22 protein-coding genes are annotated in these 22,477 nt (G+C 59.9%); 5 read left to right on the top strand and 17 right to left on the bottom strand.

The genetic code is table 11. The annotated features are described in order from the left end of the window. Positions 1-134: 134 nt before the first annotated feature. Together QF043_RS28225 and algB are read right to left on the bottom strand one after the other, a co-directional pair. Positions 135-1,922: a KinB sensor domain-containing domain gene (locus QF043_RS28225; RefSeq protein WP_307421004.1), complete on the bottom strand. Its 1,788-nt coding sequence runs from the start codon at positions 1,920-1,922 to the stop codon at positions 135-137. A 10-nt stretch (positions 1,923-1,932) separates the two neighbouring features. Beyond that, the gene (algB, locus tag QF043_RS28220) at positions 1,933-3,279 is read right to left on the bottom strand and encodes a sigma-54-dependent response regulator transcription factor AlgB (protein ID WP_056861018.1); all 1,347 of its coding nucleotides are present in this window, start codon (positions 3,277-3,279) and stop codon (positions 1,933-1,935) included. Positions 3,280-3,657: 378 nt separating this feature from the next. Between algB and QF043_RS28215 the strand changes: the two genes are divergently transcribed. The 5 genes from QF043_RS28215 to QF043_RS28195 all read left to right on the top strand — a co-directional run bounded on the left by QF043_RS28215 (position 3,658) and on the right by QF043_RS28195 (position 8,050). Then, entirely contained in the window at positions 3,658-3,948 is a 291-nt protein-coding gene (locus tag QF043_RS28215) for a hypothetical protein (protein WP_307421002.1), read from the top strand. Positions 3,949-4,026: 78 nt separating this feature from the next. After that, a complete protein-coding gene (locus tag QF043_RS28210) occupies positions 4,027-4,191 on the top strand; it encodes a DUF1328 domain-containing protein (protein ID WP_003170804.1) in 165 nt (54 codons plus the stop codon). Positions 4,192-4,193: 2 nt separating this feature from the next. Then, the gene (locus tag QF043_RS28205; RefSeq protein WP_307421001.1) at positions 4,194-4,661 is read left to right on the top strand and encodes an inhibitor of vertebrate lysozyme family protein; all 468 of its coding nucleotides are present in this window, start codon (positions 4,194-4,196) and stop codon (positions 4,659-4,661) included. 729 nt (positions 4,662-5,390) lie between these two features. Continuing rightward, complete coding sequence (gltP, locus tag QF043_RS28200; protein ID WP_065931952.1) at positions 5,391-6,722, top strand: glutamate/aspartate:proton symporter GltP; 1,332 nt, start codon at positions 5,391-5,393, stop codon at positions 6,720-6,722. Positions 6,723-6,820: 98 nt separating this feature from the next. Beyond that, positions 6,821-8,050 carry a nucleoside recognition domain-containing protein gene (locus QF043_RS28195; protein ID WP_307420999.1) on the top strand — a complete coding sequence of 410 codons (1,230 nt, stop codon included), beginning with the start codon at positions 6,821-6,823 and terminating at the stop codon, positions 8,048-8,050. 86 nt (positions 8,051-8,136) lie between these two features. Here QF043_RS28195 and QF043_RS28190 read toward each other — a convergent pair whose 3' ends face one another. The 15 genes from QF043_RS28190 to QF043_RS28120 form a co-directional block, all read right to left on the bottom strand. Further along, complete coding sequence (locus tag QF043_RS28190; RefSeq protein WP_307420997.1) at positions 8,137-8,796, bottom strand: ABC-type transport auxiliary lipoprotein family protein; 660 nt, start codon at positions 8,794-8,796, stop codon at positions 8,137-8,139. Continuing rightward, positions 8,793-9,731, bottom strand: coding sequence for an MlaD family protein (locus QF043_RS28185; protein ID WP_307420995.1), 939 nt, complete (start codon positions 9,729-9,731; stop codon positions 8,793-8,795). The genes QF043_RS28190 and QF043_RS28185 overlap by 4 nt, the downstream gene beginning before the upstream one ends. A gap of 1 nt (position 9,732) precedes the next feature. After that, on the bottom strand, positions 9,733-10,536 hold the full coding sequence (locus QF043_RS28180; protein WP_056861025.1) for an ABC transporter ATP-binding protein: 804 nt from the start codon (positions 10,534-10,536) through the stop codon (positions 9,733-9,735). Continuing rightward, positions 10,533-11,681, bottom strand: a complete 1,149-nt coding sequence (locus QF043_RS28175) for an ABC transporter permease (RefSeq protein WP_305456872.1) — start codon at positions 11,679-11,681, stop codon at positions 10,533-10,535. The genes QF043_RS28180 and QF043_RS28175 overlap by 4 nt, the downstream gene beginning before the upstream one ends. 54 nt (positions 11,682-11,735) lie before the next feature. After that, on the bottom strand, positions 11,736-12,767 hold the full coding sequence (locus tag QF043_RS28170; RefSeq protein ID WP_236371287.1) for a DUF5924 family protein: 1,032 nt from the start codon (positions 12,765-12,767) through the stop codon (positions 11,736-11,738). 70 nt (positions 12,768-12,837) lie between these two features. Continuing rightward, entirely contained in the window at positions 12,838-14,220 is a 1,383-nt protein-coding gene (locus tag QF043_RS28165) for a pitrilysin family protein (RefSeq protein ID WP_307420993.1), read from the bottom strand. A gap of 58 nt (positions 14,221-14,278) precedes the next feature. Then, positions 14,279-15,937, bottom strand: coding sequence for a Na/Pi cotransporter family protein (locus QF043_RS28160; RefSeq protein WP_307420991.1), 1,659 nt, complete (start codon positions 15,935-15,937; stop codon positions 14,279-14,281). A gap of 211 nt (positions 15,938-16,148) precedes the next feature. Beyond that, on the bottom strand, positions 16,149-16,916 hold the full coding sequence (locus QF043_RS28155; protein ID WP_017139071.1) for a TerC family protein: 768 nt from the start codon (positions 16,914-16,916) through the stop codon (positions 16,149-16,151). Between the two features lie 65 nt (positions 16,917-16,981). Further along, positions 16,982-18,289, bottom strand: a complete 1,308-nt coding sequence (locus QF043_RS28150) for a CitMHS family transporter (protein WP_138813127.1) — start codon at positions 18,287-18,289, stop codon at positions 16,982-16,984. Positions 18,290-18,545: 256 nt separating this feature from the next. Then, on the bottom strand, positions 18,546-20,507 hold the full coding sequence (locus QF043_RS28145; RefSeq protein WP_307420990.1) for a DUF4105 domain-containing protein: 1,962 nt from the start codon (positions 20,505-20,507) through the stop codon (positions 18,546-18,548). Then, on the bottom strand, positions 20,504-20,824 hold the full coding sequence (locus QF043_RS28140; protein WP_056861031.1) for a DUF2388 domain-containing protein: 321 nt from the start codon (positions 20,822-20,824) through the stop codon (positions 20,504-20,506). Before QF043_RS28140 ends, QF043_RS28145 begins: the two co-directional genes overlap by 4 nt. A gap of 39 nt (positions 20,825-20,863) precedes the next feature. Continuing rightward, positions 20,864-21,172, bottom strand: a complete 309-nt coding sequence (locus QF043_RS28135) for a DUF2388 domain-containing protein (protein WP_056861032.1) — start codon at positions 21,170-21,172, stop codon at positions 20,864-20,866. A gap of 107 nt (positions 21,173-21,279) precedes the next feature. Continuing rightward, positions 21,280-21,600 carry a DUF2388 domain-containing protein gene (locus QF043_RS28130; protein ID WP_056861033.1) on the bottom strand — a complete coding sequence of 107 codons (321 nt, stop codon included), beginning with the start codon at positions 21,598-21,600 and terminating at the stop codon, positions 21,280-21,282. Positions 21,601-21,759: 159 nt separating this feature from the next. After that, complete coding sequence (locus QF043_RS28125) at positions 21,760-21,945, bottom strand: DUF1127 domain-containing protein (protein WP_307420987.1); 186 nt, start codon at positions 21,943-21,945, stop codon at positions 21,760-21,762. 263 nt (positions 21,946-22,208) lie between these two features. After that, positions 22,209-22,424, bottom strand: a complete 216-nt coding sequence (locus tag QF043_RS28120; protein ID WP_048721398.1) for a DUF1127 domain-containing protein — start codon at positions 22,422-22,424, stop codon at positions 22,209-22,211. Positions 22,425-22,477 lie beyond the last annotated feature (53 nt).

The raw sequence follows: 22,477 nt of genomic DNA, 5'->3' as shown, positions 1-22,477 counted from the left end.
AATGTGGGAGCGGGCTTGCTCGCGAAAGCGGTGGATCAGTCGCTATATATGTTGACTGACAGACCGCATTCGCGAGCAAGCCCGCTCCCACATTTTGTTCGGCGTACATCAATGGCGTCATCGTAGCTGTCGGGCTACAACGGCAACGCCATATAAAACTGCGTACCCTGCCCCGGCCGCGAATAAACGCCCATCCGGCCGCCGTGCAGCTGTACGATCTCCTTGCACAACGCCAGCCCGAGGCCGGCGCCACCTTTCTTGCGGCCTACCTGTACGAAGGGTTCAAAGATGCGCCCCTGTTGGCCATAAGCAATACCCTCACCGTTATCCTCAACGCTGATAATCACCCGTTCGCCGTGGCGGCGCGCCTGCAAGCGAATCTGGCCACCATTGGCGGTATGTCGCAAAGCGTTGCCTAGAAGGTTATCGAGTACACGCTCGAGCTGAACCTGGTCGGCATACAGCCTGGGCAACTCGGCTTGGGCTTCTACCAGCAGTTCGATGTCCTGTGCGTTCGCCAGCTCCGTGAACCGGCCTCGCGCGTGCTCCAGCAGATCGGTGACATCGCACGGCCCGAGGGTGAGTTTTTGCAGGCCGTTCTGGTAGCGCGAGAAGTTGAGCAAATCGTTGATCAACTGCATCAGGCGCTGCATTTCTTCATTGACCGTATCCAGCAGGTCCGCTTCACGGGAATCGGCGGGAAACTTCGCCCGTTCGCGGAACAGCCCGAAGGCCATGTGCATGCCTGTCACCGGCGTACGCAACTCGTGGGAGGCACGCAAGACGAACTCGCTGCGCACCCGTTCGAACGCGCGTTGTTCGGTGACGTCATGCAGCACCATCACTGCGCCCAGAATATGCCCTTGGGTATGGCTGACCGGCGTCAGGCTGTAGGTCAGCAGGCGCAGTTCACCTTCGACTTCCACTTCCAGATCGTCTGGCGCGCGCTCCAGGTTGCCGCCGCGCAGCACCAGTTGCAGTTGCTCATCCATTTCAGGGCGACCCAAGGCTTCACCCAGGCCCTGGCCGAGTCGCTCTTCGTCCCAGCCCAACTGGCGCTGTGCCACAGGGTTAAGGTGCTCCAGGCGACCTTGGCGGTCAATCATCAGCAAGCCGTCGTCGATGCTGTCGAGCACCGCCTGCAGGCGTTGCTGACCGGCCAGCAACTCATCGATATTGGTTGCCTGATGTTGGCGCAGCGCTTCGGCCATGATGCCGAAGCGGCGGGTCAGTTGATTCATTTCTGCCGCCGATGAGATCGGCAGCGTTACTTCGAAATCGCCTTGCCCGATCTTGTCGGCGGCCTTGGCCAAGGCTTCAATCGGCCCGCCAAAGCGCCGGGCGATGCCATGGGCGGTAACAAAGCCGATGATCAACACCGCCAGGCCGACCAGCCCCAGCAAGCCGGCGATCAACAAGGCGCGATTGCGCGACTTGTGTTCGCTGTCGTTGATATTTTCCAAGGCTTGTTTGTGCTCGGCGATCAAACCATTGCGCAATGTATTGAAGGTTTCGGTGAGCTTTTCGTTTTTACTGTTGGCCAGTGAGCTTCGCTGAGCCTCGTCAAACGCCTTGAGAAAATTCAGGTAGTCGATGCGCGCCTGGCTGAAACCACTGGTTCTGCCGTCTTGCTGTTCATGGGCGATGCCCTGGTCCAGCAGGGCAAAATAGTTTTGCTTGGACGTCTGCAGGGCAGCGGGGTCGGGCTGCTCCTCCAGCATCAGGATCAACTGGTCGCCCAAGGTCTGGCGCAGCTTGAGACCCAGGTCCAGGGTGATGAAGTTGCTGCGGATCGCCGACTCCTGGCTCTTGGCCATTTGCATGACGCTGACCAGTCCCAGGACCAGTCCCAACAGGGCGACGGTGATCAGCGCTGAGATACTCAGGAACAACCGAGTGCGCAGTTTCATCGCAAGCTTCATAAGGTACAGCTCACAGGTTGTACTGTTTACGTTTGCGGTACAGGGTCGACGCGTCGATGCCCAGCGTGCGGGCCGCTTGATCCAAGGTGTCGCTGGTAGCGAGAACGGCGCCGATATGGGCTTTCTCCAGCTCGTCCAGGCTCAATGCTGCGCCGATACGCGGGGCATTGTTGGTCGGCTGTTCGGCCATGCCGAGGTGGCTGATTTCAACCTTTTCCTGCGGGCAAATAATGCTGGCGCGCTCCACCACGTTACGCAGTTCGCGGATATTGCCCGGCCAGCGGTAGTTAAGCAGCGCCTCTCGGGCGGCATCGCTGAAGCCGCGCGCAGGCCGGGCGTATTCCTTGACGAAGCGCGCCAGGAAACGGTCGGCCAGGGTCAGGATGTCTTCACTGCGCTCGCGCAGCGGCGGCAGGTGCAAGGTGATGACGTTGAGGCGATAGAGCAAGTCTTCCCGGAAACGGCCGTCGCGCACCATGTCTTCCAGGTTCAGGTTGGTGGCCGCCAGGATGCGCACGTCGGCACGTCGAGTGACCGGGTCGCCTACGCGTTCATATTCCTTGTCTTGAATGAATCGCAGCAGTTTTGGCTGCAAAGTCAGGGGGAAGTCGCCGATCTCGTCGAGAAACAGCGTGCCGCCGTCGGCCTGGTTAACCCGGCCCAGCGTGCTCTCGCTGGCCCCGGTGAAGGCGCCGCGACTGTGGCCGAACAGCTCGCTTTCCATCAGTTCCGCCGTCAGTGACGGGCAGTTAATGGTCACGCAGGATTTTTTCGAGCGCTTGCTCCACCCGTGTATGGCCCGGGCCAGCTCGCCTTTACCGGTGCCGGACTCACCGAGGATCAGAATGTTGGCATCGGTGCCTGCCACTTGGCGCGCAGTTTCCAGTACCACCATCATCGCCGGGCTGTGGGAGTCGAGGCCGTCCTTGGGTTGGCGCACTGCGCCCTCAAGCGCTTCCAGGCGTGCCGAGAGCTGGCGCACTTCCAACTGCTTGGCGGTGGCCAGGCGCAGTTGGTCAGGGCTGCATGGCTTGACCAGGTAGTCGGCGGCGCCGGCCTGGATCGCGTCAACGGCGGTGTCCACGGCCGAATGCGCGGTCACAATCACCACGCGCATCCATGGCGCCTGGATGCGCATCTGGGCCAACACATCCAGGCCGTTGTCTTCACCCAGGCGCAGGTCGAGGAAGCACAGGTCGAATACCTGACGCTGCATCAGGGCATCGGCTTGGGCGGCGCTGTTGGCAGTGGCTACGGTGTAGCCTTCATCTTCCAGGCAGTAACGGAAGGTGCGGAGGATTGCGGATTCGTCATCCACTAAAAGAATGCGGCCTTGAAGTTCCTTGGCTGATTCCATCTGTCCCGCGCTCCTTAACTATAAATGATGGTGTTTAGTCCCGGATTAATCGGGCAAGTTGCATGGTTTATTCTGATTCATAAAAGGCATCTTCGCGCAGGTATCTTCACGTTCTCCTACAAAGACGCCGATTGATGGCGTTTTCATGCCTTCCTGCCACTTCGGCAACGCCTCCTGCACTTTCGATCCGTTGACCCGACCACTGACCATCGTGCATTTCGCACGGCCTGCAAAGGGGTATCGTGCAGGATGCTGTTCGATACAGTCCTGGCGTATTCATAACATACTGATTTTATTGGGTTTTATTTTGTAAAAAAACTGGCATGCACTCTGCAATAGCTCTCCCAACGAATAATCAGAATGCGGGAGAAATGCAGCATGACTCGCCAAAGCCTCAGCCAATTACGTGTATCGCCACTGCGCATGCAGCAAGGTCTGTTTGCCAGCCTGGCTTTGATGGTCACGTTGATTGCCGGCCAGCAGATGCAGCATTGGCAGCAAAGTCAGCAGCAAACCCCGCAATTCGAACGTCCGTCGATGACCCAAACCCATTTCCGTTCCGTTGGCAGCGCCAGCGCTACTACTGATGTAAGCGCCCCGCAATTGAGAGTGGCAGACCAGGGTTCAACCCTGGGTGAGTTGCCAGCCCAAGAGCGTTGGGTGTTCTAAGCAAGAAAAGGTCGCTTGTGTTGAGCGGCTGCACGGCACTACCGCTGTTACCTCTAAAAAAGCGTAAGGAGAATCACCATGTTGAGTTGGGCAATCACATTTCTGATCATCGCCATTGTGGCTGCAGTCCTGGGCTTCGGTGGTATCGCGGGCACCGCCACGGGTATCGCAAAAATTCTGTTTGTGGTTTTCCTGGTGATGTTCATCGCTTCGTTCTTCTTTGGTCGTCGCGGCCGAGGCTGAATATGACCCATTTGTCCTTTAAAGCCATGGCTGCCGCCCTGCTCTTGGGCGGCAGCGGCCTGGTGATGGCCGCCAATGACGGTCAGTCCCGAGCCAACGAATTGCTCAGTGCGGACAAGCAGTACCGCGAAACCTGGCAAAGCGTGGTGAAGAAAGAACAGCGCCTGCCGGAATGGGTGATGAACCTGTCCGGTAAGGCCGAACAAATGAATGCCGTGGAAGAAGATGGCGACAAGTACTTGGTGGGGCCGCTCTGTGAAACTGCAGATACGTGCCTGAACGAGCGCCTGATCTTGGCCTTCAGCCTCGACAAGGAAGATGCCTACGCCCTGTTGGTGGAAGTCCCGGCCGGTTTGCCGGCGGACAAATCCCCGACGCGGCACGCCGATTACCGTTTTATCGGTAAGCCGAACGAAGGCATGCAGAAGCTGCTGATGGAGCAGCTCAAGAAAGATCCGAATTGGTACTAGGTTCCGTCTGACGCGTCTGTGGTCTGCGGAGCCGGCGTCCATAGAAAGAAGCCCTTTGCTTCTTTCTGTCTGCATCACCCGCCAAGGGTGATGCATGACCAGGGGGCCGGGTTGCTCTGATCAATCGAGATCGGCGTGACCTACGGGTACAGGGAGTGCCTGCGCAAGGGCCGGGTCAGGTGAAAAGCTGCGACGCAAGTTCACAAGCCCTCACGCTTGCTGAACTTGCGACGGGCTTGTCACTCTCATGCTCCGCTTCTTATACGGCTCATAGCCGACAATTTCTCTTTTGCGCGCGGCTAACCATTACTTGGTGTTTCGTGGCGACCATCTATCGAGAAATTTTTGGCCGCGCCATAGGACATTTCTGGCGCCAGGTCAGTGAATTCCCAGGCATTTTTGCCAACTTCTATAAGTCGTCCAACATCTCTGAGCGAGCCGGTACTGGCCGGTTAACGGCATATTCACGGGCTTTAATGGCGGATTTGAACTGACCATTCGGACAGTTAATTTCAAAAAAAGTCATGCCGATTCGGCATAGGGTAGGCGTTTACGGCATTAGACGTCGAACCCTTGCATGGGAATAGTTGCGCCTTTTTTCGCCTGCCAGTAAGCCATTTCGGCCATGCTGCGGTGACCTTCCATGGAGGCAAATGCGCACACTTTTTCGCTTCCGAGCGTTGCGAGTGGCGCATTTGCCTTAAGTCCACTTGAAGTAAGGGTAATGACATGAAGAAGGCAAAGCTAAGCCTCGCCTGGCAGATCCTCATCGGTTTGGTACTGGGGATCGCAATCGGTGCAGTGCTCAACCATTTCAGTGCTGAAAAAGCCTGGTGGATCAGCAATGTGTTGCAGCCGGCGGGCGATATCTTTATCCGCCTGATCAAGATGATCGTGATCCCGATTGTGATTTCCTCGCTGATTGTCGGCATCGCCGGCGTAGGTGATGCGAAGAAGCTGGGGCGGATCGGCGTCAAAACCATCCTTTACTTCGAAGTGGTCACCACCATCGCCATTGTGGTCGGCTTGCTGTTAGCCAACGTGTTCCACCCGGGCGCCGGCATCGACATGAGTACCCTGGGTACCGTCGACATTTCCAAATACACCGCCACCGCCGCCGAAGTGCAGCATGAGCATGCGTTCATCGAAACCATCCTCAACCTGATCCCGTCGAACATTTTCGCCGCCGTTGCCCGTGGCGACATGCTGCCGATCATCTTCTTCTCGGTGCTGTTCGGCCTGGGCTTGTCGAGCCTCAAGCCTGAGCTGCGCGAGCCGCTGGTGACCATGTTCCAGGGCGTGTCCGAGAGCATGTTCAAAGTCACCCACATGATCATGAAGTACGCCCCAATCGGTGTATTTGCCTTGATCGCGGTAACGGTCGCCAACTTCGGCTTCGCCTCCTTGCTGCCGCTGGCCAAGCTGGTGATCCTGGTTTACGTCGCCATCCTGTTCTTCGCCTTTGCGGTACTGGGCCTGATCGCCCGCCTGTTCGGCTTTTCGATTCTCAAGCTGATGCGCATCTTCAAGGATGAGCTGGTGCTGGCCTACTCCACCGCCAGTTCCGAAACCGTGCTGCCGCGTGTGATCGAGAAGATGGAAGCCTACGGTGCGCCGAAGGCCATCTGCAGTTTCGTAGTGCCAACCGGCTACTCGTTCAACCTCGACGGTTCGACCCTGTACCAGAGCATCGCGGCCATTTTTATCGCGCAGCTGTATGGCATCGACCTGTCGATCGGCCAGCAACTGATGCTGGTACTGACCCTGATGGTCACCTCCAAAGGTATCGCCGGTGTGCCGGGCGTCTCCTTCGTGGTGCTGCTGGCCACCCTGGGCAGCGTGGGCATTCCGCTGGAAGGCCTGGCCTTCATCGCCGGTGTCGACCGTGTGATGGACATGGCGCGTACCGCACTGAATGTGATCGGTAACGCCCTGGCCGTTCTGGTTATCTCTCGTTGGGAAGGCATGTACGACGATGCCAAAGGCGAGCGCTACTGGAACTCGCTGCCGCACTGGCGCAGCAAAGAAGCCGTGCCGACCGCACAAGCTACCCGCGGCTGATCGCACCGCTGCTTTGAAACAAACCCCGGAAAATTCCGGGGTTTGTCGTTTCTGTCAGCCCCGCTATCATTCGCTCCATCTTTCGGGGGATTCAACTGATGCTCAATGGCCTGTGGCTTGGCTTCTTTGTCGTGGCAATGGTGTCAGCACTGGCGCAATGGCTGGTTGGCGGTAATGCCGGGATTTTTGCGGCGATGGTCGAAAGCATTTTCGCCATGGCCAAACTGTCTGTCGACGTGATGGTGCTGCTGTTCGGCACCCTGACCTTATGGCTGGGCTTTTTGCGCATCGCCGAAAAAGCCGGGATCGTCGACTGGCTGGCCAAGGCCCTCGGCCCGCTGTTTCGCCGTTTGATGCCGGAAGTGCCCGCCGGCCACCCGGCTATTGGCTTGATCACCCTCAACTTCGCTGCCAACGGCCTGGGCCTGGACAACGCCGCCACGCCGATTGGCCTGAAAGCCATGAAGGCGTTGCAGGAACTCAACCCCATCCCCAACACCGCGAGCAACGCGCAGATTCTGTTCCTGGTGCTCAACGCATCCTCGCTGACGCTGTTGCCGGTGACGATCTTCATGTACCGCGCCCAGCAAGGCGCCGCCGACCCGACGCTGGTGTTCCTGCCGATCCTGCTGGCCACCAGTGCCTCTACGTTGGTGGGCCTATTGTCGGTGGCTATCATGCAGCGCCTGCGCTTGTGGGACCCGGTGGTGCTGGCCTATTTGATTCCCGGCGCGCTGGTACTGGGCGGCTTTATGGCGTTGCTGGCGACCTTGTCCGCCACGGCGCTGGCGGGCCTGTCGTCGATTCTCGGCAACCTGACGCTGTTTGGCTTGATCATGCTGTTTCTGGTGATCGGTGCGTTGCGCAAAGTGAAGGTGTACGAGGCCTTTGTCGAAGGCGCCAAAGAAGGTTTCGATGTTGCCAAGAACCTGCTGCCGTACCTGGTGGCGATGCTTTGCGCAGTGGGTGTATTGCGCGCCTCCGGGGCGTTGGACTTCGGCCTGGAAGGCATTCGCCACGTGGTGGCCTGGACGGGCATGGACACGCGCTTTGTCGATGCGTTGCCGACGGCGATGGTCAAGCCGTTTTCCGGCAGCGCGGCGCGGGCGCTGTTGATTGAGACCATGCAGGCCAAGGGCGTTGACAGCTTTCCGGCGTTAGTGGCGGCGACGATTCAGGGCAGCACCGAGACCACCTTTTATGTGTTGGCGGTGTACTTTGGTTCGGTGGGCATACAGCGGGCCCGGCATGCTGTTGGGTGCGCGTTGCTGGCGGAGTTTGCTGGCGTCGTTGCGGCGATTGCGGTGTGCTACTGGTTCTTTGGTTAAGGCTTAGTTACCTGTGGCGAGGGAGCTTGCTCCCGCTGGGCCGCGAAGCGGCCCCAACAGGGTTTGGCAGGTGTGTCAGTGAAAACTCATGGGCGGGTTTTGGGGCTGCTGCGCAACCCAGCGGGAGCAAGCTCCCTCGCCACAAGCGCTGTGTTTCCCTGCTGCACCACCCAATCCACCACCTGCCTGTTCAACTGATCCCCCGCCTGCCCAAACGCCGCCACTACCGCCGGCACCTTTGTATCACCGACCGGCTGCTTCACCTCAAACCGCCGACTGGCGATAATCCGCTGATCACTCCCACGCACCAACCGCGCATCCAGGCGGATCACCACCTCTACCGCACTGCCGTGGTACTCACTCTGAAACGCCTGCAACTGCCCGCCCAGCTCGTAATCGGCTTGTAGATTGGTCTCGTCGGTACTCAGCAGCGTCACGCGCCCATCGCGCTGGAAACCGTCCATAAACCGATTGCGCAGCAACACCGGTGTCGGGTCGCTCCAGCGTGAGTTCGCGTAGCTGCTGATCAGGTCGCCGTTTGGCACTACGGCAATACGCGGGCTGTCGAGAAACTCGCTGCTCTGCGGCTTGGACACACGCAGCGACCAGCTCACTGGCGTGCCTTGGGTGCTGGTGGGCGCCGACGCCAGGCGATACACATCAGACGGATCCGGCTTGGGCAGGATCGAGCAAGCGCTGATCAGCGCCAAGGCCAGCGGGGCGATTATTTGGTAAGCACGCTTCATGGCGTGAACTCCTTGTTCTTGTCGCTGCCCAGCAGGTAACCGCTGGGGTTGGCTTCGAGGCGACGGGAGATGGCGCGCAGCGAACCGAGGGTTTCGCGCAACTCGCGCACAGCCGGTGCCAGTTCATTGAGGCCCTGCATGCCGCTGTTCACCGAGTCTTTGTTGTTGGTCAGCAAGGTGTTGATGGTCGTGGTGCTTTGTTCCAGCGACTTCATGGCCTGCTCGGCACTGCCGAAGGCTTGCTTGCCCTGTTCGTTGAGCAAGCCGTTGGCATTGCGCATCAGCGTGGTGGTCTGTTCCAGCGCGGCGCTCGCCTGTTTGCTGACCTGCATCAACTGTTGCATCACCACCTTGATATCACCGCGCTGGTCGGCAATGGCGCCGGTGGTTTGTTGCAAGTTGTCCAGGGTGTTGCTCAGGCGCTCGACGTTCTCCCGCGAGAACATGTGGTTGGCGTTGTGCAGCAGCAAGTTGATGCTGGTCATCAGGTCATTGCTGTTATTGAGCAGACGCGCGATGGGTGACGGCGAGGCGATGATTTCCGGCAGGTTGCCGTCCTTGCCCTTGAGCTCCGGGCTTTGCGGCGTGCCGCCACTGAGCTGGATGATCGAGGTGCCGGTGATGCCGGTCAGTGCCAGCTTGGCCTGGGTGTCTTCCTTGATCGGCGTCTGCCCGGCCAGGCGAATGCGTGCGAGTACCCGGCGCGGGTCTTTCGGGTCCAGGCGCAGGCTGGTGACATCGCCCACCTTGATCCCGCTGTATTGCACCGAACTGCCTTGCGACAGGCCGCTGACCGCCTCGTTGAACACCACCTCGTAGTCCTGGAAGGCGCTGTCGACGCTGGACTTGGCCAGCCACAGGCCGAACAGCATTGCACCGACCACCACGATCACGCTGAACAGACCGATCATCACATGATGGGCTCGGGTTTCCATGTCATACCTCGTTAAGCGATTGAGCGGCATCCAATGCCGCGCGGCCACGGGGGCCGTGGAAATATTCGTGAATCCAGGCGTCGTCCGTTTCCGAGACAACATCGATGGCATCGGCCACCAGCACTTTCTTCTGTGCCAGCACCGCCACGCGGTCGGTGATGGTGTACAGCGTGTCGAGGTCGTGGGTGACCAGGAACACGCTCAGGCCCAGCGCATCGCGCAGGGTCAGGATCAGTTGGTCGAATTGCGCCGCGCCAATCGGGTCGAGGCCGGCGGTGGGTTCGTCCAGAAACAGAATGTCCGGGTCCAGTGCCAACGCCCGCGCCAAAGCGGCGCGCTTGATCATGCCGCCGGACAGTGACGCCGGGTATTTATCTGCCGCCGACAAAGGCAGCCCCGCCAGGGCAAGCTTGACCGCCGCCAAGTGCTCGGCATCGCGACGGCTGAGGCCGGCGTGTTCGATCAACGGCAGGGCGACGTTTTCGGTGACCGTCAGCGAGGAAAACAGCGCGCCCTTCTGGAACAGCACGCCAAAGCGCCGTTCCACCAGCGAGCGTTCATGCTCGGGCAGGTTGGGCAGGTTCTTGCCGAAGACCCGCACCTCGCCTTCGCTGGGCCGACGCAGGCCGACGATGCTGCGCAGCAGCACCGACTTGCCGCTGCCGGAGCCGCCGACCACCGCGAGGATCTCGCCTTTGTACAAATCCAGATCGAGGTTCTCGTGCACGCTCTGGCTGCCAAAGCGATTGCACAGGCCGCGCACTTCGATCACCGCCTCAGTGGGCGCACGGTGTAGACGACTCACCAGCCCATCTCCATAAAGAACATCGCGGCAACCGCATCCAGCACGATCACCACGAAAATAGACTGCACCACGCTGGAGGTAGTGTGCGCGCCGACCGACTCGGCGCTGCCGCTGACCTTGAAGCCTTCAAGGCAGCCAATCGCCGCGATCAGGAACGCGAAAATCGGCGCTTTCACCATGCCCACCAAAAAGTGCTGCACGCCAATGTCCGATTGCAGCAGCGAGAGAAACATCGCCGGTGAAATATCCAGGGCCACGGCACACACCACGCCGCCGCCGACAATCCCCGAGAGCATCGCCAAAAATGTCAGCATCGGCAGCGACACCAGCAGCGCCATTACCCGTGGCAGCACCAACAGTTCCATTGGGTCCAGGCCCAGGGTGCGGATCGCGTCGATTTCTTCGTTAGCTTTCATCGAGCCGATTTGCGCGGTGAAGGCACTGGCGGTGCGACCGGCGATCAGGATGGCGGTGAGCAACACGCCGAATTCTCGCAGGAAGGAAAACGCCACCAGGTCCACGGTAAAAATCGTCGCGCCAAAGCTCTTGAGCACGGTGGCGCCGAGGAATGCCACGACGGCGCCCACCAGAAAGGTCAGCAACGCGACAATGGGCGCAGCGTCGAGGCCGGTTTGTTCGATATGCGCGACCATCGGTGTGATGCGCCAGCGCTTGGGGCGCAAAACGCCACGGGCGAAGGTTTCGAGGATCAGGCCGATAAAGCCCAGCAGTTTCATGCCGTCCTGCCATACCGTGTCGACGGCCCGGCCGATACGCGCCAGCACTTGGATACCGGCGGCTTCTTCCGGCTCTTTGTCAGGTACGCAGAAATCGTTCAGAGAGCGGTAGACGGTTTTGAGCAGTGCCCGGTCGGCGGTAGACAAGCTGCAATCGGTCTGCTCGGCGGAACGCTCGATACGGTCCGGGCCCAGTAGCTCGACCAGCAGCGAGGCACCCGCGGTATCCAGGGCGCCGAGGCCATTGAGGTCGATGTGTGCACCGGCGTCGTATTGGCCGTCGAGCTTGTCACTCAGTTTTTTAAGATTGGCGTAGTGGGCAAGCGTCCAGTCCCCCGTAATCCTGAGTAACGGGGGAACGCTGGATGTGTCGAGGTGGGCTGCGCCGGCCGTGGTACGAGTGGTCATAAGCTCCGAGCTTGTTTGGCTATCCACAATCCGTACGTAATAGCACGATACGGCCTACTTTGGGTTGTCCGTTTGTGCTGGGTCAGTGACTTTGAAGCGCAGCACACCGATGACCTGCCCATCCTCCGTCAACACCTGCACCTGCCAGCGCCCCACGGCGTCGGCCGGGAAGTTCTGCTTGTGGGTCCAGGCGCGATAGCCTTCCTTGCGCCCGCCATGGATATCCAGGGCGATACGGTCGACCTCCTGGCCGTTGAATTTCCACACATGGAAAATCCGCTCATCCAGCCCGCGTGGCGCGTTGATCGCGGTGTAGGCGTACAGCCCGCCGCTGCGCAGTTGGGCGGCGGTGACTTCCTTGAGGTCATCGCCCGGTGTGCGGTCTTGCAGCTGGGTGCTGATCGCCACTTCGGTCATCCACAAGGTGGCCGGCGGCACCCAACTGCGCAGGAACCAGCCGGCGCAACCAATGGCGGCCGTCACCCCGAGCAGCATCACCCAGCCCTTGATGCTGCGCAGCGGCAGGCTCACGGCCAGGCTCGGGATCGACAATGCCATGGCCACGCCAAGCGCCAACTTGTAACTCTCGGCGGTGGTGAGGTGCAGGATGATGGGCAGTGCGGTGAGCAGTGCCGCGAACAAGGTCAGGGTGTGCAGCGCCAGGAACAGCGAGCGCTTGGGTGCCAGCCACTTGTAGTACAGCGGGTCGGTGATCGACACCAGCGCCGCCGCGCCGAGCAGGCCGGTGAATACCGACTGGCCGCTGTTCCAGGCGGTGGTGACGAAAAAGAACGGCAATACGAAGAACAGGCTTTCCTGATGGATCATCTGGGTCGCGTAGCGCAGCAGCGGCTCGGGGATTTCGCGCTTGAAGACTTTGGCGAACAGCTGGGTAAAGCTGTTTTCCAGCATCAACCACAGCCAGCTCACCAGCATGATCACCGCAATCCAGCTGGCCATGCCTTGCTGGCGATCCACCAGGATGAAGCTGCACACACCCGAGATAAAACCGCCGAGTGCAATCACCCCTGGATAGCGCTTGATCAGTTCGATAATGCGCTGGATAAGGGGCGGTAGATTTGGCATTGGCGGTTCACAATTGATGTAGGAAAAATCACAGACAGAATAACGTCTTAGCCCGATGTTCGGTGCCTCATTACGTGATCCGTTTGCGATAAAGACGCACGCCGATCAACACACTGGCGATCAGTGCGAGCAGGCCGGCCCCGATCCAGCTCAGGGCGTCATAGCTCAGCAGCGGTTTTTCGATGCGCCAGTAGCCCTTCTGGTTAAACACCTCGCGCATGGCCTGGTTGGTTTGCGCCAGGTTGACCGCCTTGATGCGCTTGGCCGGGTCGCTGATACGGCCATCGGCATAGTCGCCGGCAGCGCTCCAGTAGTAGTCGGCCAGCGCGCTGTTGCCCTGCACTGCCCAGGCTTGACGCGCAATCGCGGCTTGCTGCAAGCGGTTGAAGACCGTCGGGTCGAGGCCGTCCTTGCGCAGTTGCGCCGTGAGGTCCTGCAACACCTGTTCGGCTTCAGGAAGATTGTCGCGCTCAAGGTCGGCATTCAGGCTGAGGAAGCCGACGCCGCCGAGCACTTCGCGTTCGCTCCACGGGCCGTAGGACAAACCGTGCTTGAGGCGCAGCTGACGGTACAGCGCCCAGTCGAGGTAGTCCTTGAGCAAATCGTAGGTTTCATCGTGCTGGTCGTCCAAAACCGGTTCGGGGAACAGCCAGTGCAGTTTGGCGCTGTCACCGACCCAGCCGTGGATAAGGTCGCGATGGCTGGCGGCGGTGTGCTGGATTTCCGGCAGCGGTCGATGCTCGGTAGGGTCGACCGGATCAAGTTGACCGTAAGTGCGTTCCAGATAAGCCGGCAGCAGTTTGTCGAGGTCGCCGACGATGATCAGCGTCATGTTGTTGGGCGCGTACCAATGTGTGCGCAGGGTTTGCAACTGATCGCGGGTCAGCTGGCTGACTTCGGCACGTTCGGCGCATTTGAGCCCCAGTTCGACGGCTAATTGGTTGCTGGCGGTGTGGCCGAGGTCCTGGCGGTCGAGCAAGCGTTGCAGGTGCGAGTAATGACCACCGTCTTCGCGCTCGACCACTTTTTTGGCCGCATTGATATTCGCGTCGGTCAGTTCGGTGCGGGTGAGGATCGCCAGCAACAGGTCCAGCACCTTGCGCTGGTTTTGCGCGGGCGCCTCGATCACAAAGGTGGTGTCGGCGTTGCTGGTGTAGGCGTTCCATTCGCCGCCGAGGGCTTGCATGCGGTCTTCAAGCTCGCCTTCACCACCGCCGTCAATGCCGCTGAACAATAAGTGCTCCAGCAGGTGCGGCAGTTCTTTTTCGTCGCAGGGAAAGTCATCCAGGCCGACGCCCACCACCAGGCGGATCGCCACGTGCCCACGCTCGGTGCCCGGCTTGAGCAGCAATTGCAGGCCATTGGGCAAGGTGTAGCCTTCAACTTGCAGGCGGTCAAAGGCAAAGGTGTGTGCCGAGCCCATGAGCAGGCAGGCAAGTAACAGGCGACGCATAACAAGCTTCCTGGCGGGTGAGGTCCATTGTTAACTGACTTCACGGGCCATCGTACGTTCAGGGCGAATGAGTGATGTCGGCAATATCTTCGGCGGAGAGTGCGCCGGTGTCTGAGGTTTCCAACACGACATAAGCACTGCTGCAAAACAACGAGTTCAGGCGTTTCATGTCGGCAATCAGCTCCAGGTGCAGGGAACTGGTCTCCATGCTCTGTACGATTTTGCGCTGCAAACGGCTGACGTGGGCGTGTGCCAGACGACGCTCCTGGGCGCGGAAACGGCGCTTTTCACGCAGCAGTTGGCGAGCGCTTTCCGGGTCGGCACTGAGGAACACCGACAGGCCCAGACGCAAGTTGGCAATCAACTGGCTGTGCAGGCCGGTGAGTTCTTCCAGGCCGACTTCGGAGAACTGCCGGCGCTGTGAGGTTTTCTGCTGCTGGACTTTGCGCAGCATGCGCTCGATCAGGTCGCCGGCCAGCTTGAGGTTGATCGACAGCTCGATGATTTCGGCCCAGCGGCGGCTGTCCTGTTCACTCAGGTCTTCGCGGGGCATTTGCGCCAGGTAAAGCTTGATCGCGCTGTAGAGGGCCTCGACGTCGTCGCTGAGGCTGCGCATTTCCTGGGTGATCGCGGTTTGCTTGCCGCGCAGCACTTCGAGCATGGCGGTGAGCATGTTGTCGATCAGGTCGCCCAGGCGCAGGGTTTCACGGGCCGCGTTGGCCAGCGCCAGGCTTGGGGTGGCGAGCGAGGCCGGGTCCAGGTGACGGGGCCTGGCTTTGCCGTTGGTTTCCTGTTGCTCCGGCAGCAACCAGGCGCACAGGCGCGCCATTGGCCCGATGGTCGGCAGCAGGATCAGGCAGCGCGTGGTGTTGTAGAGCACATGGAAGGTGATGACCATGCCTTGGGCGCTGTAGTCCACACCATCCATCCAGCGTACGAGCGGGTCGAGCACCGGAATAATCAGTAACAGGCCGATGAGTTTGTACAACAAGCTGCCCAGCGCGACCTGGCGGCCGGCGGCGTTCTGCATGTTGGTGCTGAGGAAGGCCAGCACGCCGCTGCCGATGTTGGCGCCGATCACCAGGCCGATGGCCACGTGCAGGCCGATCACACCGGCGCCGGCCAGGGTGGCGGTCAGCAGTACGGCGGCCAGGCTGGAGTAGGAAATCATCGCAAACAGAGCGCCGACCAAGGCATCCAGCAGAATATCGCCGGTCAGCGAGGCAAAGATAACTTTGACGCCTTGGGCATGGGTAATCGGCCCGGCGGCTTCGACGATCAGTTGCAGGGCCAGAATGATCAGGCCCAGGCCGATACCGACGCGGCCCATCTGCCCTGCCCGCGTCTGTTTGCGCGAGAGGAAGAAAATCACCCCAAGAAAAATCAGCAGTGGCGACAGCCAGGACAGGTCGAAGGTCAGTACCCTCGCCATCAGTGCCGTACCGACGTCGGCACCGAGCATGGTCGCCAGCGCCGGCATAAGGCCCATCAAGCCCTGGCCGACAAACGACGTCACCAGCATCGCCGTGGCGTTGCTGCTCTGGACCATGGCCGTCACCAGGATACCGGCGATAAACGCCAGCCAGCGCTTGGACATGTTCTGCCCGATGACTTGGCGCAAGTTGGAACCGTAGACCCGCAAGATGCCGGTACGGACGATGTGCGTGCCCCAGATAAGCAGGGTCACGGCGGAAAGCAGATTGAGCAAGGTCAGCATGCTCGGCCCCCCGTGTGGGTGTGCTCCACAAAGAGCAAATGAGAATTGCCGCGTGCCGTTCTACGTCTTGTACTTAAGCTGTAGTTGGCGAATGGGCTCTGCGCCAGCATCGCATAGCTAAAGTCGGGATTGAAACAAAACTGTCATGAAATCAGTTTTTTGCAGATGAAAAAATGGGGCGCGAACGCCCCATTTCAGCAGCGGGTCAGGTTTATTGACCCGGAATGTCCTTGCGCAGTTTCACAGGATCCTGCTGTTTCTTCTTTTTCGCGATGGCGGTACGCATCTTGATGTTCACCGCTTCTACTGCCAGCGAGAACGCCATGGCGAAGTAGACGTAGCCTTTTGGCACATGCACGTCGAAGGATTCGGCGATCAGCACCGTACCCACCACCAGCAGGAACGACAGCGCCAGCATCTTCAGCGACGGGTGCTTGTCGATGAATTCACTGATGGTGCCTGCAGCCAGCATCATCACCAGTACGGCTACCACGATCGCAGCGACCATGACCGGCACATGGGAAACCATGCCGACCGCAGTGATCACCGAGTCCAGGGAGAATACGATGTCGATGATCGCGATCTGGATGATGGTGTAGATGAACTTGCCACCCTTGCCGCCCGGCTCGTCGTGGGTTTCATCTTCACCTTCCAGGGCGTGGTACATCTCCTGAGAGCTTTTCCACAGCAGAAACAGGCCACCGAAGAACAGAATCAGGTCGCGACCGGAAATGCCCTGGCCGAAGACCACGAACAGGTCCGCAGTGAGTTGCATGACCCAGGTGATCGACAGCAGCAACAGGATTCGCGTGACCATGGCCAGGGCCAGGCCGAAGATCCGGGTGCGCGCCTGCATATGCTTGGGCATGCGGCTGACCAGGATCGAAATCATGATGATGTTATCGATGCCCAGGACGATCTCGAGGGCCGTCAGGGTGAAGAAGGCAATCCAGATTTCCGGATTGGTCAGCCATTCCATGTGTATTCCTTTGAGCAAATGTGAAGCCGCGCAAGCTGCAGCGCCGCGCGGTCAGGTCGTTACGATTATAGAGTGCTGAACAGCGGAAAAATCCCCATCAGCAAAGCGGCGAACATTATGCACAGGCACACCAGCACTGCCCACTTGAGGGTAAAGCGTTGGTGATCGCCAAATTCGATCCCCGCCAGGGCCACCAGCAGGTAAGTCGAAGGTACCAGCGGGCTGAGCAGGTGCACGGGCTGGCCAACGATCGAGGCACGGGCCATTTCCACGGCGGTGATGCCGTAATGGCTGGCGGCTTCGGCGAGTACGGGCAGTACGCCATAGTAGAACGCATCGTTGGACATGAAGAAGGTAAACGGCATGCTCACCAAGGCGGTGATCACCGCCAGGTACGGGCCCAGCGCATCCGGGATAACCGCCAGCAGGCTCTTTGACATGGCGTCGACCATGCCAGTACCCGACAGGATACCGGTGAAGATACCCGCGGCGAAGATCAAACCCGTCACTGCCAGCACGCTGCCGGCGTGGGCGGCGATGCGGTCTTTCTGCATTTGCAGGCAGGGGTAGTTAACGATCATCGCGATACTGAACGCGACCATGAACAGCACCGGCAGTGGCAACAGGCCGGCAATCAGGGTGCACATCAGCGCGAAGGTCAATGCACCGTTGAACCAGATCAACTTGGGGCGACGGGCGTCAGGGAATTGCGACACGCTGATCTCGCTGTGATCGATCTCGTCGCCCTGCAGGTGCAGTTCACCCAGGCGGGCACGTTCGCGTTTGCCGTACATATAGGCAATCACCAGGATCGCCACTACGCCGACAGCCATGGCCGGGATCATCGGTACGAAAATATCCGAAGGGTCCACATGCAGCGCACTGGCGGCACGGGCCGTCGGGCCGCCCCATGGCGTCATGTTCATCACGCCGCCGGCGAGGATGATCAGGCCGGCCATGATCCGCGGGCTCATGCCGATGCGCTGGTACAGCGGCAGCATGGCGGCCACGCAGATCATGTAAGTGGTGGCGCCGTCACCGTCCAGGGACACCACCAGGGCCAGCACGGCGGTACCGACCGAGACTTTCAGCGGGTCGCCCTTGACCATCTTGAGGATCTTGCGCACCGCCGGGTCAAACAGGCCGGAGTCGATCATCAGGGCAAAGTAGAGAATGGCGAACATCAGCATCACGCCGGTCGGCGCAAGCTTGGTGATGCCCGCAAGCATCATCGGGCCGATCTCGGGTGCAAAGCCGCCAAACAGGGCGAACAGGATCGGCACAATGATCAAGGCAATCAGCGCGGACAGGCGCTTGGTCATGATCAGGTACATGAACGTGATGACCATGGCAAAGCCAAGGAAAGTCAGCATAGGAATACTCCAGGCGTAGCGCGGCTAGGGAATGGCGAACCGGGTTGGGGTCAGCGCAGTACGAAAGGCACGTGGCGTACGAATGGAGTTGGAGCGAACAGGCGGGTAGTAGCGGACATCAGGGATCACCATTGTTGTTGTTTACAGCCGGTCTGTTGCCGGCAGTGGGGGCGATCCTAGACGGGGAAGCTTTCAGCCAGCTTTCGCTGTGTAAGTCAGATGATGGAAGGCTTGTAGGAATTTTCTTTAAGGCGACTCAGGGCAGCTCCAAACCGCCCGAGGCTTTGTGCAAGGCCCGCAAGTGCTCGCCCATCTGCTTGAGGTTGGCTTCGCAGGCGGCAATCTCGTTGGCGCGTGCAGGGTCCAGCAACGCCCTCACCTCTTTATCCAGATCGCCGGTCAAGGACTGCAGCTGTTTCTGGCGCTCGGCACTTTCCGATTCCAGGCGTTTGGCTTCCGACGGTTGCGGCAGGCCGTAGCCGCCGCTGTCGAGCAATTCCGCCGGGCGGCTGAGGAAGCCGCTGTTGGCGAGGATCTGTTGCAGAGTGTTATTGGCTCTTTCCATGCCGCCGTTTTTCAGTTCACGGGCATTGAGGTAGCGTTGCTTGACTTCGTCCTGGGCCAGCATCAGTTGTTTGCGATAGCTGGCTTGTTCCAGCAGCAGCAGCGCGGCACTGGTGCGCAGGTCGGCCTGGGTGAACCACTGGCGGCGTTCTGCGGCACTGAGGGCGAGCCAGTCTTCGACTTGGGTCTGCTTGATCGGCAGGTGTTTGCGCAGCACGTCGAACATCGCCTGGTAGCGCTCGCGGAACGAGTCGAAGTGATAACCCAGGCGCAAGGCTTCGCGCTTGTCATTGAGTACGCTGGTGTCTGCCAGGCCGCGGGCGCTGAGCACCTCGAGCAGGCCGTTGGGGGTAATGTTGTCCAGGCTGGTCAATTGCGGGTTGGCGCTGCCGCTGCGTAACAACTTGAGGCTCTCCACCGCGCAGTTGTTGGAGATGAAGAAGTAATTACCGTCGTAGCTCCAGTGCATTTCGGCGGCATGTTCGACGGTGTCGTTGATCTCTTGGCGGGTGAGCTTGAGCGGCACCGAGGCCAGGCCGCGCAGTTCAGTCTTGGTGTATTCGTCGATCACCTGGGCCAGCGGCAGCACAAACAAGCGTGATGGGTACTTGCCTACCAGTCCATCCCAGCTCGAGAGCTGTACGTCACCGACGAAAGCGCGGTAAGACAACACCAAGTGCTGGTCCAGGTCCAATCGGCAATCCGGGCCACGCGGGCGGCCGGGTGCGCAGATCACCAGGCGCAACATGCTGTGCCCCCAACGGCTCACCAGGTTCTGGTTGGCTTCGGCCAACAGGTAGTCGATTTCATACACGCGCTCCGGGTCGATCTGGCCCAGCGGCGTTTTGGCGAAGTCATTGCCGGCGTTCAGGAACGCGTAGGTTTTGGCGCAGGTGTCTTGTTCGGGCGGTGCCCAGCCGAAGTGTGCCTTGTAATAGCGAAACAGCGCGGGGCGACGGCAGGCGTAGCTCGGGTCAAGGAGGAAATACTCCATGTTGACCGCCACAAACTCCAGCGGGCTGGTGGTTTCGTAGATGTCCGGGCTGCGCGCGACCTGGTGGTTGTGTTGCTCGCGCTCGCCGCGACGGCCCACGTATTGGGGCCAGCCGGCAATGTCCAGCAGGCGCGGGTCGTCACTCAAGGTGAAGCGACGGTCGTTCTGGCCACGGCATTGATCGGGCAGGCCGATCAGGCCGGTGATGTTGTTCTGGCGGCTGCAGCGTTGGATCAGGCGGCGCTCGTCTGTGGACCACAGGCGCGCACGGTCATAGATGTGGGTCAGTTCATGCAGCACGGTGGCGAGCATTTCGCGGCGCACAGTGCCATGGGGGCGGTTGGTCTTTTGGGTGGCGGCGCTGCCGTCGGTGAGGCTGGCGAGCAGGTTCTGGTTCAGGTCCAGTTCGGACACCAGGGAAGCTTGGCCATAGGCGTTTTCAGGCATCTTGTCGGTCCAGCCGACATCAATACGTCGATCAAGCTGCTCGATAAAGCGCGGCGGCAGGGCGCGCATCGCTTCGTCGAGCAACGCCTGGCTGGCCTGCTGTTCGGCCGGGCTCAAGCCATCGGTCTTGAGCCGCAGTTGCAGGCTGGCCTGGGCTGCGCCTGCACAGAGCAGCACGGTCCCGGCCAGTAGCCAGGCGAACAGGCGCCTCACAGAGCGAGGATAGCTTCGGCGAGAGTCTGGTCACTGGCGTCGCGGGCTTCCGGTACGCGGGTGCGCAGGGTATCGAAGGCTGCTTCCAACTGCGCGCCGCGGATTTCGCCGTCGGAGGCGACGAAGCTGGCAGCGTCATCGTGGGCTTCGCGCACGATTTTGGAGTCGCGGATGGAAGTGGTGGTGTCCGAAGTGAAATCAATGGTACGCGCCGAGGCACGCACGATGATGTTACTGGTGGCTTTCAGGGTTTGCGCGTGGGCGACATCGGCCAACAACAGCAGGCCCAGAGCGGCAGCGATCAGCGGGCTACGCATGGAATGACTCCGAAATACAAAGGTAGAAATATACGATGATTATTGGACGAGAATTGCCTGCGCCAGTTCAAGGTCGCTGACATGAAGTTTTGGCTGGGTTCGGCGCAGGTACTCCAGCGCAGATTCCAGACGAGCTCCCCGCCATTGGCCGTCAGTGGCGATAAAAGCGGCAGCGTCATCCTGGGCGGCCAGTACCAATTTTCTGTCAAAGGGCGCAGACGTCACCTTGCTGGTGGCGTAGGCACTGATGACGGTGCTCTGGATGGACACGTCAAAGGCCGAAGCCAAGGGTGACCAGCAGGCGGAAACCAACACGGGAACAATCAATAGGCGGTATGAAAAAGCCATGGGACTCGACAACTGAAAACGAGCGCCAAGGCTAGCGCAACGCCCGGGCGAGAGCCAGCGCTGACACATTTGGTAGCGGCTGGCGTGCCCTGGCGTCTACCGGATCATCAGATGGCCAGAATCGCCTGGGCCAGTTGTGCGTCGGTCGCAGTGTTCAGTTGTGGGGCCTGTTGGCGAATCTGGGCCAGGGCGCTTTCCAGCTTCACCCCACGAATGGCGCCTTCGCTGGCGACAAAGCTGGCGGCGTCGTCACGGGCAGCTTGCACGACTTTGTTGTCACGCAGGGACGACGTGGCATCGGAGCTGGCATCGGAAGTGGCTTTGAGCGCGCCGACGATCGAGTCGGTGGTCACGATAAAGCTGCTCGCGTTGGCGTTGGCGGCCAGGGCCAACAGGGTGGCAGCACTCAGCAGGCGAAGACGGGACATGGAATAACTCCTGTAGAAGATCAAATAAAGCGGCGCAATGCGGCCACTGTGAAACGGACATTTTTGCGGATTAAGCATCAGACGTCCGTTCTACAAGGTTCGCCACGTAGTAACGGGATCTTAAGCTGCCGCTTATCCGTTCGGAAAGCCTCTATCTGTCTAGTCGCGCCAGAAAGGCTTGGACAGCTCGGCAGTACGGTCGCCCCGGCTGATGCCGGCATCGGCCAATTCACGTGGGTCAAGTTGCGCAAGTTGGCGGCGCTCATGGGCCTGCCGCGCCCATCTGCCGAGAGCGCGAGCCATTCGAATCATCAACTGTTTGTAGCGCGGGGTTTGCGTGCTCATGACGACGGCCTTCCATGAAGTCTTGGAATACCATCTTGAGCGGCCAGCCTTTACCAATACAGATACACAAATGCTAAATTGTACTGCTTAATTGTTATGTTATTTAAACTGTACTGGTGTTCGTTTGTGCCCTCTGTTTTAGCCTTGTAAAGTTTGGACGCCGGAAACAACAAAGCCCGCCTCCGGTTTCCCGGGGCGGGCTTTGTTTTGTTAAATCAGAGTGCTGGCGGTGGACCCGGCGGGTCAGGGCCAGCGGGCGCCAATTAGCGCCAGAACGGCTTGCTCAGCTCTTCGTAGCGTTGAGCTTCGCTGATACCGGCGTCAGCCAGCAGACGCGAATCCAGACGAGCCAGTTGGTGGCGGCTGGAGATGCGGCGCTGCCACAACATCAGGTTGGCGAGAACGCGCAAAGGCATGGAAGCCTGGGTGTTTACAGCTTTTTCTTCGAAGAACAGATCGGAACTGAGTGTACGTTCCATGATGACATCCTTCCGCTTGTGGCGGGATTAGGTAGTGGTTTAACTGATGCCAA

Origin of the sequence: Pseudomonas sp. W3I7 (assembly GCF_030816095.1) — a bacterium.
GTDB lineage: Bacteria > Pseudomonadota > Gammaproteobacteria > Pseudomonadales > Pseudomonadaceae > Aquipseudomonas > Aquipseudomonas salomonii.
The sequence above is the reverse complement of the archived record's forward strand: the minus strand, read 5'-3'. Positions and strand labels throughout refer to the sequence as shown.

Bases quoted from the DNA above. Each gene is read 5' to 3' on its own strand.
- algB (WP_056861018.1), bottom strand. From the start codon at position 3,279: ATGGAATCAGCCAAGGAACTTCAAGGCCGCATTCTTTTAGTGGATGAC.
- QF043_RS28120 (WP_048721398.1), bottom strand. From the start codon at position 22,424: ATGGAACGTACACTCAGTTCCGATCTGTTCTTCGAAGAAAAAGCTGTA.
- QF043_RS28210 (WP_003170804.1), top strand. From the start codon at position 4,027: ATGTTGAGTTGGGCAATCACATTTCTGATCATCGCCATTGTGGCTGCA.
- QF043_RS28175 (WP_305456872.1), bottom strand. From the start codon at position 11,681: ATGACCACTCGTACCACGGCCGGCGCAGCCCACCTCGACACATCCAGC.
- QF043_RS28125 (WP_307420987.1), bottom strand. From the start codon at position 21,945: ATGAGCACGCAAACCCCGCGCTACAAACAGTTGATGATTCGAATGGCT.
- QF043_RS28165 (WP_307420993.1), bottom strand. From the start codon at position 14,220: ATGCGTCGCCTGTTACTTGCCTGCCTGCTCATGGGCTCGGCACACACC.
- QF043_RS28155 (WP_017139071.1), bottom strand. From the start codon at position 16,916: ATGGAATGGCTGACCAATCCGGAAATCTGGATTGCCTTCTTCACCCTG.
- QF043_RS28130 (WP_056861033.1), bottom strand. From the start codon at position 21,600: ATGTCCCGTCTTCGCCTGCTGAGTGCTGCCACCCTGTTGGCCCTGGCC.
- QF043_RS28225 (WP_307421004.1), bottom strand. From the start codon at position 1,922: ATGAAGCTTGCGATGAAACTGCGCACTCGGTTGTTCCTGAGTATCTCA.
- QF043_RS28185 (WP_307420995.1), bottom strand. From the start codon at position 9,731: ATGGAAACCCGAGCCCATCATGTGATGATCGGTCTGTTCAGCGTGATC.
- QF043_RS28140 (WP_056861031.1), bottom strand. From the start codon at position 20,824: ATGCGTAGCCCGCTGATCGCTGCCGCTCTGGGCCTGCTGTTGTTGGCC.
- QF043_RS28135 (WP_056861032.1), bottom strand. From the start codon at position 21,172: ATGGCTTTTTCATACCGCCTATTGATTGTTCCCGTGTTGGTTTCCGCC.
- QF043_RS28170 (WP_236371287.1), bottom strand. From the start codon at position 12,767: ATGCCAAATCTACCGCCCCTTATCCAGCGCATTATCGAACTGATCAAG.
- QF043_RS28160 (WP_307420991.1), bottom strand. From the start codon at position 15,937: ATGCTGACCTTGCTCAATCTGCTTTCCGCCGTGACCCTGCTTATCTGG.
- QF043_RS28195 (WP_307420999.1), top strand. From the start codon at position 6,821: ATGCTCAATGGCCTGTGGCTTGGCTTCTTTGTCGTGGCAATGGTGTCA.
- QF043_RS28215 (WP_307421002.1), top strand. From the start codon at position 3,658: ATGACTCGCCAAAGCCTCAGCCAATTACGTGTATCGCCACTGCGCATG.
- QF043_RS28190 (WP_307420997.1), bottom strand. From the start codon at position 8,796: ATGAAGCGTGCTTACCAAATAATCGCCCCGCTGGCCTTGGCGCTGATC.
- QF043_RS28205 (WP_307421001.1), top strand. From the start codon at position 4,194: ATGACCCATTTGTCCTTTAAAGCCATGGCTGCCGCCCTGCTCTTGGGC.
- QF043_RS28150 (WP_138813127.1), bottom strand. From the start codon at position 18,289: ATGCTGACTTTCCTTGGCTTTGCCATGGTCATCACGTTCATGTACCTG.
- gltP (WP_065931952.1), top strand. From the start codon at position 5,391: ATGAAGAAGGCAAAGCTAAGCCTCGCCTGGCAGATCCTCATCGGTTTG.